Raw genomic sequence first — 13,321 nt, forward strand, 5'->3', positions numbered from 1 at the left:
GGTGAGAAAAAGACCGCCCCGGCGCGTCAGCGCCGAGTGCGGCCCGCAATCGGAAGGCTGCCTAGTTGGCGTGCAGCTCCTCGTTGAGAGACACAGACGAGGCGTACGAGGTAGCCTCCACCGCCCCGGAGACGGAATTGCGGCGGAAGAGCACGCCAGAGGCCCCGGAGAGCGAGGCGGCCTTCACCGCGGAACCCTCGGGTACGCCCGCGGCCTGAGCGACCGCCCCGAAGACGGACACCTTGGTTCCGGCGGTGACGTAAAGACCCGCCTCCACCACGCAGTCGTCGCCCAGGGAGATGCCCACGCCAGCGTTGGCTCCCAGCAGGCAGCGCTCGCCGATGGAGATGACTTCCTTTCCGCCGCCGGAGAGGGTCCCCATGATCGAAGCACCGCCGCCCACGTCGGATCCGTCTCCCACGACTACGCCGGCGGAAATGCGCCCCTCGACCATCGAGTTCCCCAGGGTGCCCGCGTTAAAGTTCACGAAGCCCTCGTGCATGACGGTGGTGCCCTCGGCGAGGTGTGCGCCGAGACGTACCCGATCGGCGTCGCCGATGCGTACCCCCGTGGGAACCACGTAATCGACCATGCGGGGGAACTTATCCACGGAGTACACGGTCACCGGGCCGCGGGCGGCCAAGCGGGCACGCACCATCTGAAAATCGGCGGGAACGCACGGGCCGTAGTTCGTCCACACCACGTTGGCCAGGAGGCCGAAGATGCCGTCGAGGTTTTGCCCGTGTGGTCGTACGAGTCGATGGGAGAGTAGATGCAGGCGCAGGTAAGCGTCGTAGGCGTCGATGGGGGTGTCGTCGAGGGAGGCGATGCGTGTTTCCACCGCGACGCGAGCCACGCCGCGATCCTCATCCGGTCCGGTCAGCGCCACGAGGTGAGCCGGGGCCTCGTCGAGGCGGTCGGTGCCCGCGGTGAGCGGAGCGTCGTGGAGCCTGGGGGCGGGGAACCAGACGTCGAGCACGGTACCGTCGTGGGTGAGGGTGGCTATTCCTTGAGCTGAAGCAGAAGTCATGCCTTTGAACCTACCCGAGAGTCCCTGTGGCGGAGGGCAAAGGATACGACGATGAGCGCGGCTATCATGACGAGCACGGAGAAAATCTGGGCTCGGGAGCCATCATCGAAGAGCATGAGCGCCACAAAGGCCAGCAGAGCGGCGATGGTGGCCCACCCCAGCCAGGGGTAACCCCACACCCGCACCGTGGTGAGCTCACCGTTGCGCTCTAGCCTCGGATGGAGCCTGAGGTAACTGGCCGCCACCATGATCCAGATGACGATGAGGATGCCGCCCACGGCGTTGAGCAGGAAGTCCAGCAGGCCGGTGGGGTTCCACCACTGCAGGCCCACCGAGACGAAGGCAAAGGCCACCGAGAGCAGCACCGCGCGGAAGGGCACGTTATCCTTGCTGAGCTTACCCAGGCGGGCCGGGGCGTTACCCTCCGCGGCGAGGGAATACGCCATGCGGGAACTCGCGTAGATCTGCGCGTTGAAGGCGGAGAGCAAAGAGATGACGATCACGGCCTCCATGAATCCCACCACGCCGGGGATATCGGCGATCGCGAGCACCTGGGTGAAGGGGGATTCCGCGGCCGTCTCCGCGGCATCAATCTGCGTGGCGGGTAGTAAGAACGTGATGACCAGGACGGAACCGAGGTAGAACACGCCGATGCGCCACAGGGTAGAGCGGATGGCGGTCTTGATCGCGCGGCGCGGATCCTCGGATTCCGCGGCCGCGATGGTGACGATCTCGATGCCGCCGAAGGCGAAGGCCACGGCGAGCAGGCCCGCGGCTAGGCCGGGAATCCCGTGCGGCATGAAGCCGCCGTCGCCAAGAAAGTGTTGCGTGCCCACGAAGTCGTGGCCGGGGAGCAGACCGAAGATCAACAGGGCGCCGATGAGGAGGAAGGCGATGATCACGCTGACCTTGAGGAAGGCGAACCAGAACTCGAACTCCCCAAAGCCGCTGACCTTGGCTAGATTGACGATGGCAAAAAAGGTGACGCATACGAGCGCGGGAATCCAGGGCTCCACCCCGAACCAGGAGGCCATGATGGCGGCGGCGCCGGTCATTTCCGCACCCAGCACCATGATCATCATGAACCAGAAAAGCCATCCCAGGGTAAAACCCGCCCACGAGCCAAAGGCGGCCCGGGCGTACGTGGCGAAGGAACCGGGCGCGGGGCGGGCGGCAGCCATCTCCCCGAGCATGTACATCACGGCCATGACCACGGCCCCGGCGATGAGGTAGGCGAGGAGAATGGAGGGGCCGGCGGTGCGGATGCCCACGCCGGTGCCCAGGAAGAGGCCCGCGCCGATGGCGGACCCAAGACCCATCATGGTGAGGTGGCGGGTTTTTAATCCGCTTCCTAGCGTCGTTGCGTCATTGCTGTTAGTCATGCATCGTCCTTATCGTTGCCAGTGGCGCGTTGCGTCGTTCTCGTGGGTTCCGGTTAATGTAGCCGCTCGGCGCGTGAGAAACGCCATCGACACGATGACGCCGCAGATCACCGCCACGGCATAAATTTGGGTACGTGCTGCGGCATCGGCAAGCATGAGCGCCACGATGGCCGCCACCGCCAGCAGGGTAGCCCAGGCAGCCCAGGGGTATCCCCACATCCGCACGGTGGAAATTTCTCGATTGCGCACGAGCCTCGGGTGCAGGCGCAGGTAGGACGCGATGATGGATACCCAGATCACCACCAGGCACCCGCCTACGGCGTTGAGCAGGAAGTCCAGCAGGCCGGTGGGGTTCCACCACTGCAGGACCACCGAGGCGAAGGCGAAGATCACGGAAAGCACCAGGGCGGGGGTGGGCACTCGATTTTCCCCCGTGCGTGCAAAGAGGGCGGGGGCGTCGCCGCGCTCGGCTAGGGAATAACACAGGCGCGAGGATCCGTAGAGCTGCGCATTAAAAGCGGAAAGGAGAGCCACCACAATCACGGCCTCCATGAATCCCACCACCCCGGGAATTCGCGCCTGCTCCAGCACCAGGGTGTAGGGGGACTCCGCGGCGCTCGTGGCCCCGCCGAGGGAATCGAAGGGGAGGAGGAAGGCGATCACGAGTACCGAACCGAGGTAGAAGATGCCGATGCGCCAGATCACGGAATTGACCGCCGTGGTGATGGAACGCTGCGGATCCTCAGACTCTGCGGCCGCGATGGTCACCATTTCGATGCCGCCGAAGGCGAAGGCCACGGCGAGTAGGCCGGCGGCTACCCCGGACCAGCCGTGCGGCATGAAGCCATGATCGCCAAGGAAGTGCTGGGTGCCCACGGGGTCGTGGCCGGGAAGCAGGCCGAAGACCAGTAGGGCGCCGATGAGGAGAAAAGCGAGGATGACTGCAACCTTGAGGAAGGCGAACCAGAACTCGAACTCCCCAAAGCCCCGCACGGATAGGAGGTTCACCGCCGCCAGGATGGCCACGGAGACGAGCGCAGGAACCCAGGCGGGCAGCCCAAACCAGGAGGCCATGATGGCGGCGGCGCCGGTCATCTCCGCACCCATGATCATCACCATCATGAACCAGTAGAGCCAGCCCACGCTGAAACCGGCCCAGCGGCCGAAGGCCTGCTCGGCATAGTCGGAAAAGGAGCCGGAGGAGGGGCGCGCGGCTACCATCTCCCCGAGCATGCGCATGATGAGCACGGTGATGATCCCCGTGACGAGGTAGGCGAGCAGCACCGCGGGGCCGGCGGCGCGGATGCCCACGCCGGTGCCCAGGAAGAGGCCCGCACCGATGGCGGAGCCAAGACCCATCATGGTGAGGTGGCGGGTACGCAGGCCGTGGCCCAGGCCGGTGTTCGTCGAGGCGGACATGAACAAACTGTATAACCGCCGCGTGACCACCACATACCGGGTGCCCCCGTTTATTCGAACAAGGAGGATGAAGCGGGGGTAAAACGGCATCCTTCCGTTCGCGCCTCTACCCTCGGTGAGCATGAATACTTCACCGCCACGCCTCGATCTCACCGGAGACCCCGTCGCCCTGACCGCGGCGCTCGTGGACATCGCCAGTCCCTCTCACCAAGAAACCGCCATTGCCGACGCGTTGGAAAGCGCGCTGCGCGGCACCGTGCCCGACGAGGTGGAGGTGCTGCGCTACCACAACAACGTGTTGGCGCGCACCCACCGCGGCCTGGGCTCCCGGGTGATCCTGGCCGGGCATATCGACACGGTGCCCCTGGCCGATAACGTTCCCCACCGCCGGGGTCGGGATGCCCAGGGCCGCGATACCCTCTTTGGCTGCGGAACGGTGGACATGAAGTCCGGCCTGGCGGTTTATGCGCAGGTCTTTGCCACGCTGGCCGTCGCCGATTCCCTGCGCCACGACCTCACCTTTATCGCCTACGAGGGGGAAGAGGTGGCCACCGAATTCAACGGCTTAGGCCACCTTGCCGAGGCGCATACCGATTGGTTGCGCGGCGATCTCGCCCTCTTAGGGGAGCCCTCCGGTGGCGTGATCGAGGCGGGCTGCCAGGGTTCGATCCGGCTACGTGTTCGGGCCACCGGCACCCGCGCTCACTCGGCGCGATCGTGGCTGGGCGATAATGCCGTTCATCGCCTGAGCCCGGTGTTGGGGCGCATTGCCGCTTATACCCCGCGCGATGCAGTCGAGCTTGATGGTTGCGTGTATCGAGAGGGCCTCAACGTGGTGCGGATGGAGGCGGGTGTGGCCAATAACACGGTTCCTGACGACGCATGGTTCTTTGTGAACTTCCGCTTTGCCCCCGATCGTAGCAGTGAGCAGGCGATGGAACACCTGCTGGACGTGCTGGCCATCGAGGGGGAGGATAACCTGAGCTACGAGGTGGACGACGTGGCTGCGGCCGCCGCGCCGGGTTTGGCCGCCCCGGCAGCGCGGGATCTGGTGCGGGCCGTAGGCGGACGGGTGCGGGCAAAATACGGTTGGACCGATGTGTCGCGCTTCGGCCAACTGGGGATTCCGGCGGTGAACTTTGGTTGCGGCGATCCCGGCTATGCCCATAAGAAGGATGAGCAGTGCCCGGTGGAACAGATCCGTGAGGTCTCGGCCGTGCTGCGGCGGTATCTCACGGCGGGGACCATCGACGGCGAAGTGTGAGCCATCGGGTGCCCCGGGGTTCGGGTCTGCGGGTAGCTGTGGTCAGTTCGACGCCGCGTGCTCGGGGAGAGGCGTGGGGCAGCGCTATCGGCTAGGTTCGGAAGTTGTGTCAGACAAGATGGAAGAAAGACAGCACGAGGCTCGGCGCGGCCCATCATCATCCGCGGCGGGCGGTCGGACCCTGCGCGGCCCGCTTTTGCTGCGTTCCACCGGACAGCAGGAATCCACGTACGATCAGCGCCTACTGGAGCTGGGGGCCGGTCGTGAGGAGAGGCATCTGGATTGCTGGCGGATCCTGCGCATCCAGTCCGAGTTCGTGTCTGGCTTCGACGCGCTGGCCGATCTTCCGCCTGCAGTCAGCGTCTTTGGGTCGGCGCGGGTGGCCCGCGAACACCCCTACTACGCCTTGGGTATCGAACTCGGCCGCGCTCTCGCGGAGGCGAACTACGCCGTGATCACTGGGGGCGGGCCGGGCTTGATGGAGGCGCCTAACCGGGGCGCGCGCCAGGCCGGCGGCCTGTCCGTGGGCCTGGGTATCGAGCTGCCCCACGAGCAGCGGCTCAACGAGTGGGTGGACGTGGGTCTTAACTTCCGCTATTTTTTCGTCCGCAAGACAATGTTTCTCAAGTACTCGCAGGGTTTTGTTTGCCTGCCGGGCGGTTTGGGCACCCTCGATGAGCTCTTCGAGGTGTTGTGTATGGTGCAAACCGGGAAGATACGCAACTATCCCATTGTGCTCGTGGGCACGCGGTACTGGGGCGGGCTGATCGAGTGGATCACCACCCGCCTGGTGGAGGAGAAGATGATGGCGCCCGGTGACGGTGATCTTTTCTTCGTCACGGATTCCGTGGCCGAGGCCGTGGCGCATATCCGCGCGGTGCACGAGGAGAACAAGGAGGGTGTGCAAGCATGACGCATACGGAGACGAACCCGGCGATCCCTCAGGTCATGGCGATCGTCAATTGCACGCCCGATTCCTTTTACGATCACGGCGCTACCTACCGCCACGAGGAGGCGCTGGAGCGCGCGGAGGAGATGCTGGCCCAGGGGGCGTCCATCATCGATATCGGCGGGGTGAAGGCGGGACCGGGACCGCAGGTAGACGCCCGCGAGGAGGCTCGCCGCATCATCCCCGTGATCGAGCGGCTGCACCGCAGGCACCCGGAGGCCCTGATCTCCGTGGATACCTGGCGGGCCGAGGTTGCGCAGGAGGCCATCGCGGCCGGAGCGGGGCTGATCAACGATACCTGGGCTGGGGCCGATCCCGAGCTCGTGGAGGTGGCGGGCGCTCACGCGGTGGGTTACGTATGTTCGCACACGGGTGGTGCCACGCCGCGCACCCGTCCGCACCGGGTGCACTACGATGACGTGGTGGCCGACGTGATTGCGGAAACCACGCGTCTGGCCGAGCGTGCCGTGGCCTGCGGCGTCCCGGCGGATAGGATCTTTATCGATCCCACCCACGACTTCGGCAAGAACTCTTTCCATGGGCTGGAGTTGCTGCGCCGGGTCGCCGAGCTGGTGGACACCGGTTGGCCGGTGCTCATGGCCCTGTCTAATAAGGATTTCGTGGGCGAGACCGTGGATCGGCCCGTGCGCGAGCGCGTGGCCGGCACCCTCGCGGCCACCGCATGGGCGGCTCAGCACGGGGTGGCGGCCTTTCGGGTGCACGAGGTGGCCCAGACCCTGGACGTGATCCGCATGGTCGCGGCCATTCAGGGTCGGATGGCGCCGCTATCGACCATGCGGGGCCTGGCATGAGTGCTCGGCTCGACGAGGTGAGCGTGGTGATTCCCGCGCTTAACGAAGAAGCCACGGTGGCCAGCGTGGTACGCGCGGCTCTGGCCGACGCCCCCCGAGAAGTGCTGGTGATCGACGCCGACTCCCGGGACGCCACCGCTTGCCGCGCAGCCGAAGCCGGGGCCAGGGTGATCAATTGGCGCGAGGTTCTTCCCGAGGTGCCTCCGGCGCCGGGTAAGGGGGAGTCGCTGTGGCGCGGAGTGGCCGCCGCCACCGGTGAGATCGTGGTCTTTCTTGATGCCGACCTCACCGCCGCCGAACCGGGCATGGTGCGCGCGCTGAGTCTCCCCTTTGCCGATCCCGATGTGCAGATGGTCAAGGCTCATTACGCCCGGGCGCTCCACGGGAGGGTGGGCTCCGGCGGTCGGGTTACCGAGCTGACGGCCAAGCCGCTCCTGGCGGCATTGTTCCCCGATCTGCGCGCCATGAAGCAGCCCCTCGGCGGGGAGTATGCCCTGCGCCGTCGTACCGCTCGGAACCTGCCCTTCGTGGGCGGGTACGGCGTGGAGGCGGGACTGCTCATCGACGTCGCCCGCCACCACGGCGCAGCCGCTATCGCCCAGGTGGACTTGGGGGTACGCCACCACCGGAATCGCCCGTTGGCGGAGCTGGGGCCGATGGCGCACGTGGTGACCGCCACGATCCTGGAGCGTGCCGGGGTGGGGGAGGCGCGGGTGGACCAACGGCCGCCGCTTTCTACGCTGCCGAGTGCGACCGTGAGGAGTCTGGAAGCATGATGTTTCTCATGTGGATGCTCTTGATCGTGGTGCTGTGTGCGCTCACCGTGGTCAGTACGTGGGCATGGGGGCGAATCTTCGGGCGCGGCGAGGTAGAGGCCCCGGTGGTGAACACCTCGTCGGTGCGCGAGCACAATCGGGCGGCCCTGAGCCGTGGCGAGCTCGATGACGTGCGCTTTGACCTGGTTATTCGCGGTTATCGCCCGGATCAGGTGGACGAGGTCATCGAGACCCTATGGCAGCGCATCGAGGCATTAGAGGAGCGGGAGGCCCAGCGCGAGCAGGGTAAGAGCGACTAGGCTTAGTGGGGTACCTGAAGGAAGACGCAAGGAGCCTTGGTGAAATGGCAGCGATGAAGCCGCGTACCGGCGGCGGTCCGATGGAAGCCGTGGTGGAAAACCGCAAGATCGTGATGCGCATCCCCTCCGACGGGGGCGGCAGGCTCGTCGTGGAGATGTCCTCCGAGGAGGCAGCGGAGCTGGGGGAGCTGCTTAGCCAGGCCGCTGATTCCGGCCAGTAACCTCACCCTCTATCCTGTGGGAAGAGTCACCCACGATCCTCGGACAGGAGTAGTCATCCCTATGCTGCACGACGTCGTTGATGTCTTGGCCGACCCCATCGATGGAACCCCGCTGCGCGGGGATGAGGACTTTCGATGCCTCATATCCGAGTCCGGCCATAGCTATGACATCGCGCGCCAGGGCTACGTCACCCTTGCCGGGGGCGGTGGTCTGCGCCATTCCGGCGACGATATGGAGATGGTCCGCAACCGCGAGACTTTCCTTGGTGGGGGCCACTTTGCCCCCTTTGTGGAGGCCGTGACCCACGCCGTGGATGATGCCCTCGACGCCGCCCAGGTGCCCGACGCCGCCGAGCCGGTGATCTGCGAGGTAGGAGCGGGTACCGGCTATTATCTCGCGCATACCCTCGACACCGTGGTGGGGGCACGAGGGGTGGGGTTAGACGTTTCCGTTCCTGCGGCTAAGCACCTGGCCAAGTGCCACCCGAGGGTGGGCGCGGTGGTGGCCGATGCGTGGTCGCGCCTGCCGCTTCGCGATGCGTCGGTGGACGTGATCACTGTGATTTTCGCCCCGCGCAACGCGGAGGAGTTCGCGCGCGTGCTCACCGAGCGCGGTGAGGTGGTGGTGCTGACCGCCGATACCGGGCACCTCGCGGAGCTGCGGGAACCCCTGGGGATCATCGACGTGGAAAAGGGGAAGGTCGATCGCCTCATCGAGCAGGCGGCGGGGCACCTCACTCCGGTGGATAGCCCCCGCACCATCGAGTTCCCCATGACGCTGGATCAGGATTCCATTGCTGCGCAGATTGGCATGAGTCCCTCGGCGCGTCACATAGCACCGGGGGAGTTACAGCGCCGAATCTCGGCCCTACCCCCCACGATGACGGTGACGGCCCGCGCCACCATCACACGCCTGGGCCGGGCATCGTCCTAAAGACGGGGGACGCCTAGAACTGTGCGTCTAGCTCATCCTCGGCCCAGTCGGGCAGCTGGGAGGAATCCAGGGATCCCGCGGAGCGGCGGAAGCTACGCTCCACCCGGGCGGTTCCCGACTCGGCCACGAGGATCTCCGAGCAGCCGCCGTCAATGTAGACGCGGCTGGCCATGGAGACCGCCCCGCCGTCAGCAAAGACCTCCACGGTGGAGCCGTCCACGATGATGGTCAGGGAATCGGAATCGCCCTCGGCGAGATCCGCGACAGCCGGCGCGTCCCCTGCGTGGTGCGGATTCATGGAGCGATCCAGCATCAGGGTGGAACCGCGGTGGGCAATGCGGGCGGCTACGTTTCCGGTGGCATCGAGGATCTCCACGCCGATCTCCGCCCCCTCGGGCACCTCGCACAGTCCCGTCCAAGATTGGGCGCGCTGGGTGTGGGTGATCTGTTCTACGAGTCCCGCCGCGGGTGTCTGAAATAGGATCCCGCCTTGGAGGGTAGCCACGCGCGGGATGGACATGGCGTTGGCCCAGCCCTCGGCGGTGAGGCTGCGGTGTGTTGTGGCGTCGTCGAGGCGGCCCACGCCGTTGAGGTGGCCGACGAGGGCGGCGCGATCGAAGCGGGCGTCCTCGGAGATCGTGCCGGGGGTAAAGGCGGTGTTGCGCGGGCGGGTGAAATCGTGGCCGTAGTCGATGCGGCGGAAGGGGCTGCTCACGGTGAAGACGGCCTGGTGCAGGTGGCCCACGAGGTATCCGGAGACATCGACGCCCTGGCTTTCAAGGGTCACCAGCAGAACGTCGCGGATCTGGCCGTCCACCTCGTCGCGCAGCCGCAGGATGCGCGGGGAGACGATGCGGGCCTGGGGATCGATGCCGGTGTCGCCGGAAAAACGCAGTGCCCCCTGAAGCGCCCATTGCTCTCCGTCCTCGGAATGAAGCATCGCCAGGGCGGGGCGATCCATCGTCCCGGTGACCGCCAGCATGAGCCATCCCGCGTGTCCCTCGTCGCGGTCGTCGTCGGTAACCCAATCCGGCACCACGCAGGGGGAGCGGAAATTGGTCATGCCGGCCTCGGCACCCGCGTCGTCGCCCACCACGCGGCCCAGCCGTCGCACGTGGGAGTCCACGGCCAGGGGGTCGTCGGAGAGATCGGTGGTGGTGGCGGGCAGGTGATCGATGCGCGCTAAGTGGATCTCCGTGCGTTGCTGGGACTCGTCCTGCTGGGCCACCGAGGTGAAGTACAGGTTCACCCCACCGTCGAGGGCGGCGATGGAGCCGGCGCGCACCTTGGTCTCGCTCTCGGCGGGGGCCAGCACGTCGTCGCATTCTTCCCATTCGTAGGGGGTGTTCTCGGAGAACTGGTGCCCCCATCGGGAGGGAGCGTGGGGGTGGGGACGGTATTGGTGAAAGGCGTGCCAGGTATTGCCGTCGAGGAGGATGGCGGCGGGGGCTTCGAGGATGCCGGCCTCGGCGGTGAGATGGAGTTCGGGGCGGTAGTGCTCGATGCTCATGGTAAAGAGCGCCTTTCGTTGATCGGGTGGTAATCCGGTTATTTCTTGATCTCGGTGGTGTGAATCTGCTGGTCTAGATCGTCCGGGGCGAGGGCGGCCTGGGAGAAGTCGGTGGTCAGCGGGAGTCGCAGAGCAAGATCCGTGCCGGAGCATAGCTCCACTTCTCCGGAGGCCAGGGTGAAATCCAAAACATGCCCGCCGCTGCCGCGCTGAGCATCGATGAAATGCACGTGGCAGCCGGGCACTCCGATGCCTTTTTCATACACCGGGGTGCGAAAACCGCCGATGACCCCCTCGACGTTGCGGAAACACAGTTCGGAGTCGTCACCGGTGGCCTCGACCATGGGTCGGTACGGCTTAGACTGCCTGGTTACGGTGCGCACCGTGACCTCGTTGAAGACCCCGCTAATGCGTACTGCGTACATATAATTCTCACTGGGCTGCAGCTCATCGATGAAACCGGCGAGTTCCGAGCGGCATAAACCCGGCGGTGGGGTGGCGGTGATGTGGGGAACAAAATTGGTCATGACGGTAAAGGGTGATCGCTGATCGAGGTCGGCTCGCCGCGCGCTGCCGTCGCCGCGCACCTGGTAGCACACCCCGTCGAGCACGATCATCTCCCCGTCGAGGGCATCGAAAGTGCCGATACCAAAGTTGCCGTGGCCGAGTAGTTCGCCCACGGTCATTTCGCCGTCGTAAATGCCGTCCAGAAGGGCCGTCATGAGCGAGTTGTGGAAAATCGTATGCCGCTGCGTGGGGAAGTGTCTTTCCGTTCCCATGTCGCCCGAGGATAGTCACGCCGGAGGATTCCTGCACGAGCCCGGGCGAGGAATGCTAAGAAAGTCGCGTCACGAGTGTCATCCCGGCGCCGAAGGGCAGGTGGGCGACCAGGGCGCGATCGCCCAGGGAATCCAGGTGTGCCTGGGCGGCACGGGCGGCGACGGTGGCTTGATCCTTGCGGGAAGCATCGCCCACCGTGGCATCGAGCAACGCGTCCGCGAGCACGAGCGTGCCGCCGGGCACGAGCAGAGGCCAGGCAGCGTCGATCACCGCGCGCAGATCCACCGGATCGACCTCGGCATAGACGAGCTGATAGCTCGTCGGGGCCATGCGGGAGAGCACATCCAGGGGGCGCGAGGGCAGGAATCTGCCGCGCGCGGGGGCGAAGCCGGCCGCCCGAAAGGCCTCCTTGGCCTGGCGCTGGTGCTCGGCCTCGGGGTCGATGCAGGTGACCGTGCCCTGGTGGGGCATACCGCGCAGCAAGTAGAGGCCCACCACGGCCAGGGCCGGGGTCAGCGCGATGGCCCCCGTCGATTTCTCCGTGTTTCCGGAGGCCGTCAGCGTGCTCAACACCATCCCTGTGAGGTGGTCCGGAGCGTGCAACCCGTATTCCTCGGCGTCGCGGCGCGCGGCGGCGATGACCTCATCAATGCCCGCTTCCTGGCCCTCGTTGCGGGCGGTGGGGAGCGCGTTGATGAAATCTCGGAGGGAATCGAAGGCTGTTTCAGTCACGCGCTTTAGTCTATGCCGCAGAATCGGGGCATGGGGAAGGGCACGCGGACGTGGGCTATGCTTCACAGCGATCTCTACGGCGGCTCTATGGCCTTTAGGAGATCGACTTGGCATGATAGAGCACATGATGATGCCGCAACGCGATGATGACGCCATAATCGCCGTCGAGGCCACGGGGGAGACGGAAGCGCTGACGGGCACCGCCGCGTTCGACGCGGGAACGGGCGACATGCCCTCCTGGAGCCAGCTGGTGGCCGAACACGCGGATAGCGTCTATCGCCTGGCCTATCGCCTCAGCGGCGATCGGCACGATGCCGAGGACCTTACTCAAGAGACCTTTATGCGCGTGTTCCGCTCCCTGAAGAACTATCAGCCGGGAACCTTCCGGGGTTGGCTGCATCGGATCACCACTAATCTCTTCCTCGACATGGTGCGCCACCGCAATAAGATCCGCATGGAGGCCCTGCCGGAGGACTACGAGCGAGTGCCGGGCACCGACATGACCCCCGAGCAGGCTTATCACGTCAATCACCTCAACCCGGTGCTTCAGGAGGCCCTGGATCGATTGGTCCCGGACTTCCGCGTGGCCGTGGTGCTATGCGATGTGGTGGGCATGACCTACGAGGAGATCGCCGACACCCTGGGAGTCAAGATGGGTACGGTGCGTTCTCGGATTCATCGGGGGCGTTCCCAGCTGCGCGCAAGCTTGGAGACTGCGGCAAAGGGCAGCGAGGATGCGCGGTTGCTGCTGCCAGCAGCGCAGCGCTAGGTGAGCGTTGAGGGGTAGCGTTGGGCACCATGAGCTTTGATACGCACGAGCGGGAGCAGCGCGGGGGACGGCCGCATGGGAGGCGTCCCCGGGTGTTTGCCTCGGTGGATCATCTCAATCCGGAGGTGGTTGCGGCCTTTGTCGACGGTGAGCTGGGTGCCACCGCCTTGCATCGCGCCCGTGTTCACCTCGTGCAGTGCGGCGAATGCCGTAGTGAGGTGCATCGACAGCGCCTCGCCGCCGAGGCCCTCCACGAGGCCAACTGGACCCCGGATGTTCGCCCGCCCAGTGAGCTGCTGGGGCGGCTGCACGATATCGCCAAGGGGGCCTGCGCCCCGGGCCCCGGTGCGGAGGCGGTGCCGACGCCGCGGCCGGAGACGATGCTGGATAAGCTGGAGGTATTCGTACGTACCATGCGCAAAAATACTGGTCCGCGCTGAAGCG

At 65.9% G+C, this 13,321-nt stretch carries 15 protein-coding genes; 9 read left to right on the forward strand and 6 right to left on the reverse strand.

Features of this window, described 5'->3' with window-relative positions; translation table 11 throughout:
• Positions 1-61 precede the first annotated feature (61 nt).
• The 3 genes from dapD to H7347_RS06090 are packed head-to-tail and all read right to left on the reverse strand — an operon-like array spanning position 62 to position 3,831.
• Positions 62-1,030 carry a 2,3,4,5-tetrahydropyridine-2,6-dicarboxylate N-succinyltransferase gene (dapD, locus tag H7347_RS06080; RefSeq protein WP_152822287.1) on the reverse strand — a complete coding sequence of 323 codons (969 nt, stop codon included), beginning with the start codon at positions 1,028-1,030 and terminating at the stop codon, positions 62-64.
• Positions 1,027-2,412: an amino acid permease gene (locus H7347_RS06085; RefSeq protein WP_152822289.1), complete on the reverse strand. Its 1,386-nt coding sequence runs from the start codon at positions 2,410-2,412 to the stop codon at positions 1,027-1,029. Before H7347_RS06085 ends, dapD begins: the two co-directional genes overlap by 4 nt.
• 9 nt (positions 2,413-2,421) lie before the next feature.
• Complete coding sequence (locus H7347_RS06090; protein WP_152822291.1) at positions 2,422-3,831, reverse strand: amino acid permease; 1,410 nt, start codon at positions 3,829-3,831, stop codon at positions 2,422-2,424.
• A gap of 121 nt (positions 3,832-3,952) precedes the next feature.
• On the opposite strand from H7347_RS06090, the gene dapE reads away from it, so the two are divergent.
• The 7 genes from dapE to H7347_RS06125 all read left to right on the forward strand — a co-directional run bounded on the left by dapE (position 3,953) and on the right by H7347_RS06125 (position 9,086).
• Positions 3,953-5,095 carry a succinyl-diaminopimelate desuccinylase gene (gene dapE, locus H7347_RS06095; protein ID WP_152822293.1) on the forward strand — a complete coding sequence of 381 codons (1,143 nt, stop codon included), beginning with the start codon at positions 3,953-3,955 and terminating at the stop codon, positions 5,093-5,095.
• Between the two features lie 118 nt (positions 5,096-5,213).
• Entirely contained in the window at positions 5,214-6,008 is a 795-nt protein-coding gene (locus H7347_RS06100) for a TIGR00730 family Rossman fold protein (RefSeq protein ID WP_152822608.1), read from the forward strand.
• Entirely contained in the window at positions 6,005-6,856 is an 852-nt protein-coding gene (folP, locus tag H7347_RS06105) for a dihydropteroate synthase (RefSeq protein ID WP_227659038.1), read from the forward strand. The genes H7347_RS06100 and folP overlap by 4 nt, the downstream gene beginning before the upstream one ends.
• On the forward strand, positions 6,853-7,632 hold the full coding sequence (locus H7347_RS06110; RefSeq protein WP_152822295.1) for a glucosyl-3-phosphoglycerate synthase: 780 nt from the start codon (positions 6,853-6,855) through the stop codon (positions 7,630-7,632). Before folP ends, H7347_RS06110 begins: the two co-directional genes overlap by 4 nt.
• On the forward strand, positions 7,629-7,931 hold the full coding sequence (locus H7347_RS06115) for a DivIVA domain-containing protein (RefSeq protein WP_227659039.1): 303 nt from the start codon (positions 7,629-7,631) through the stop codon (positions 7,929-7,931). The genes H7347_RS06110 and H7347_RS06115 overlap by 4 nt, the downstream gene beginning before the upstream one ends.
• A gap of 44 nt (positions 7,932-7,975) precedes the next feature.
• Positions 7,976-8,152, forward strand: coding sequence for a DUF3117 domain-containing protein (locus H7347_RS06120; protein WP_152822297.1), 177 nt, complete (start codon positions 7,976-7,978; stop codon positions 8,150-8,152).
• A gap of 61 nt (positions 8,153-8,213) precedes the next feature.
• Complete coding sequence (locus H7347_RS06125; RefSeq protein WP_152822299.1) at positions 8,214-9,086, forward strand: methyltransferase domain-containing protein; 873 nt, start codon at positions 8,214-8,216, stop codon at positions 9,084-9,086.
• Positions 9,087-9,099: 13 nt separating this feature from the next.
• Here H7347_RS06125 and H7347_RS06130 read toward each other — a convergent pair whose 3' ends face one another.
• From H7347_RS06130 to H7347_RS06140, 3 genes are read right to left on the reverse strand one after another with little or no spacing between them, the layout of a single operon-like run.
• Entirely contained in the window at positions 9,100-10,596 is a 1,497-nt protein-coding gene (locus tag H7347_RS06130; RefSeq protein ID WP_152822300.1) for a GH32 C-terminal domain-containing protein, read from the reverse strand.
• Between the two features lie 38 nt (positions 10,597-10,634).
• On the reverse strand, positions 10,635-11,375 hold the full coding sequence (gene budA, locus H7347_RS06135; RefSeq protein WP_152822302.1) for an acetolactate decarboxylase: 741 nt from the start codon (positions 11,373-11,375) through the stop codon (positions 10,635-10,637).
• A 55-nt stretch (positions 11,376-11,430) separates the two neighbouring features.
• Positions 11,431-12,108: a class I SAM-dependent methyltransferase gene (locus tag H7347_RS06140; protein WP_186337320.1), complete on the reverse strand. Its 678-nt coding sequence runs from the start codon at positions 12,106-12,108 to the stop codon at positions 11,431-11,433.
• 127 nt (positions 12,109-12,235) lie between these two features.
• On the opposite strand from H7347_RS06140, the gene sigE reads away from it, so the two are divergent.
• Both sigE and H7347_RS06150 read left to right on the forward strand, forming a co-directional pair.
• Positions 12,236-12,877 carry an RNA polymerase sigma factor SigE gene (gene sigE / locus H7347_RS06145; RefSeq protein WP_370513931.1) on the forward strand — a complete coding sequence of 214 codons (642 nt, stop codon included), beginning with the start codon at positions 12,236-12,238 and terminating at the stop codon, positions 12,875-12,877.
• Between the two features lie 29 nt (positions 12,878-12,906).
• Positions 12,907-13,317: an anti-sigma factor gene (locus H7347_RS06150; RefSeq protein ID WP_227659040.1), complete on the forward strand. Its 411-nt coding sequence runs from the start codon at positions 12,907-12,909 to the stop codon at positions 13,315-13,317.
• Positions 13,318-13,321 lie beyond the last annotated feature (4 nt).

The sequence above is a fragment of the Corynebacterium sp. zg-331 genome (assembly GCF_014267345.1).
GTDB lineage: Bacteria > Actinomycetota > Actinomycetes > Mycobacteriales > Mycobacteriaceae > Corynebacterium.

Excerpts from the sequence above, each read along its gene's own strand:
- H7347_RS06110 (WP_152822295.1), top strand. The coding sequence starts at position 6,853 with ATGAGTGCTCGGCTCGACGAGGTGAGCGTGGTGATTCCCGCGCTTAAC.
- H7347_RS06125 (WP_152822299.1), top strand. The coding sequence starts at position 8,214 with ATGCTGCACGACGTCGTTGATGTCTTGGCCGACCCCATCGATGGAACC.
- H7347_RS06115 (WP_227659039.1), top strand. The coding sequence starts at position 7,629 with ATGATGTTTCTCATGTGGATGCTCTTGATCGTGGTGCTGTGTGCGCTC.
- dapD (WP_152822287.1), bottom strand. The coding sequence starts at position 1,030 with ATGACTTCTGCTTCAGCTCAAGGAATAGCCACCCTCACCCACGACGGT.
- sigE (WP_370513931.1), top strand. The coding sequence starts at position 12,236 with ATGATGCCGCAACGCGATGATGACGCCATAATCGCCGTCGAGGCCACG.
- H7347_RS06085 (WP_152822289.1), bottom strand. The coding sequence starts at position 2,412 with ATGACTAACAGCAATGACGCAACGACGCTAGGAAGCGGATTAAAAACC.
- H7347_RS06130 (WP_152822300.1), bottom strand. The coding sequence starts at position 10,596 with ATGAGCATCGAGCACTACCGCCCCGAACTCCATCTCACCGCCGAGGCC.
- dapE (WP_152822293.1), top strand. The coding sequence starts at position 3,953 with ATGAATACTTCACCGCCACGCCTCGATCTCACCGGAGACCCCGTCGCC.
- H7347_RS06150 (WP_227659040.1), top strand. The coding sequence starts at position 12,907 with ATGAGCTTTGATACGCACGAGCGGGAGCAGCGCGGGGGACGGCCGCAT.
- budA (WP_152822302.1), bottom strand. The coding sequence starts at position 11,375 with ATGGGAACGGAAAGACACTTCCCCACGCAGCGGCATACGATTTTCCAC.
- H7347_RS06090 (WP_152822291.1), bottom strand. The coding sequence starts at position 3,831 with ATGTCCGCCTCGACGAACACCGGCCTGGGCCACGGCCTGCGTACCCGC.
- folP (WP_227659038.1), top strand. The coding sequence starts at position 6,005 with ATGACGCATACGGAGACGAACCCGGCGATCCCTCAGGTCATGGCGATC.
- H7347_RS06100 (WP_152822608.1), top strand. The coding sequence starts at position 5,214 with ATGGAAGAAAGACAGCACGAGGCTCGGCGCGGCCCATCATCATCCGCG.
- H7347_RS06120 (WP_152822297.1), top strand. The coding sequence starts at position 7,976 with ATGGCAGCGATGAAGCCGCGTACCGGCGGCGGTCCGATGGAAGCCGTG.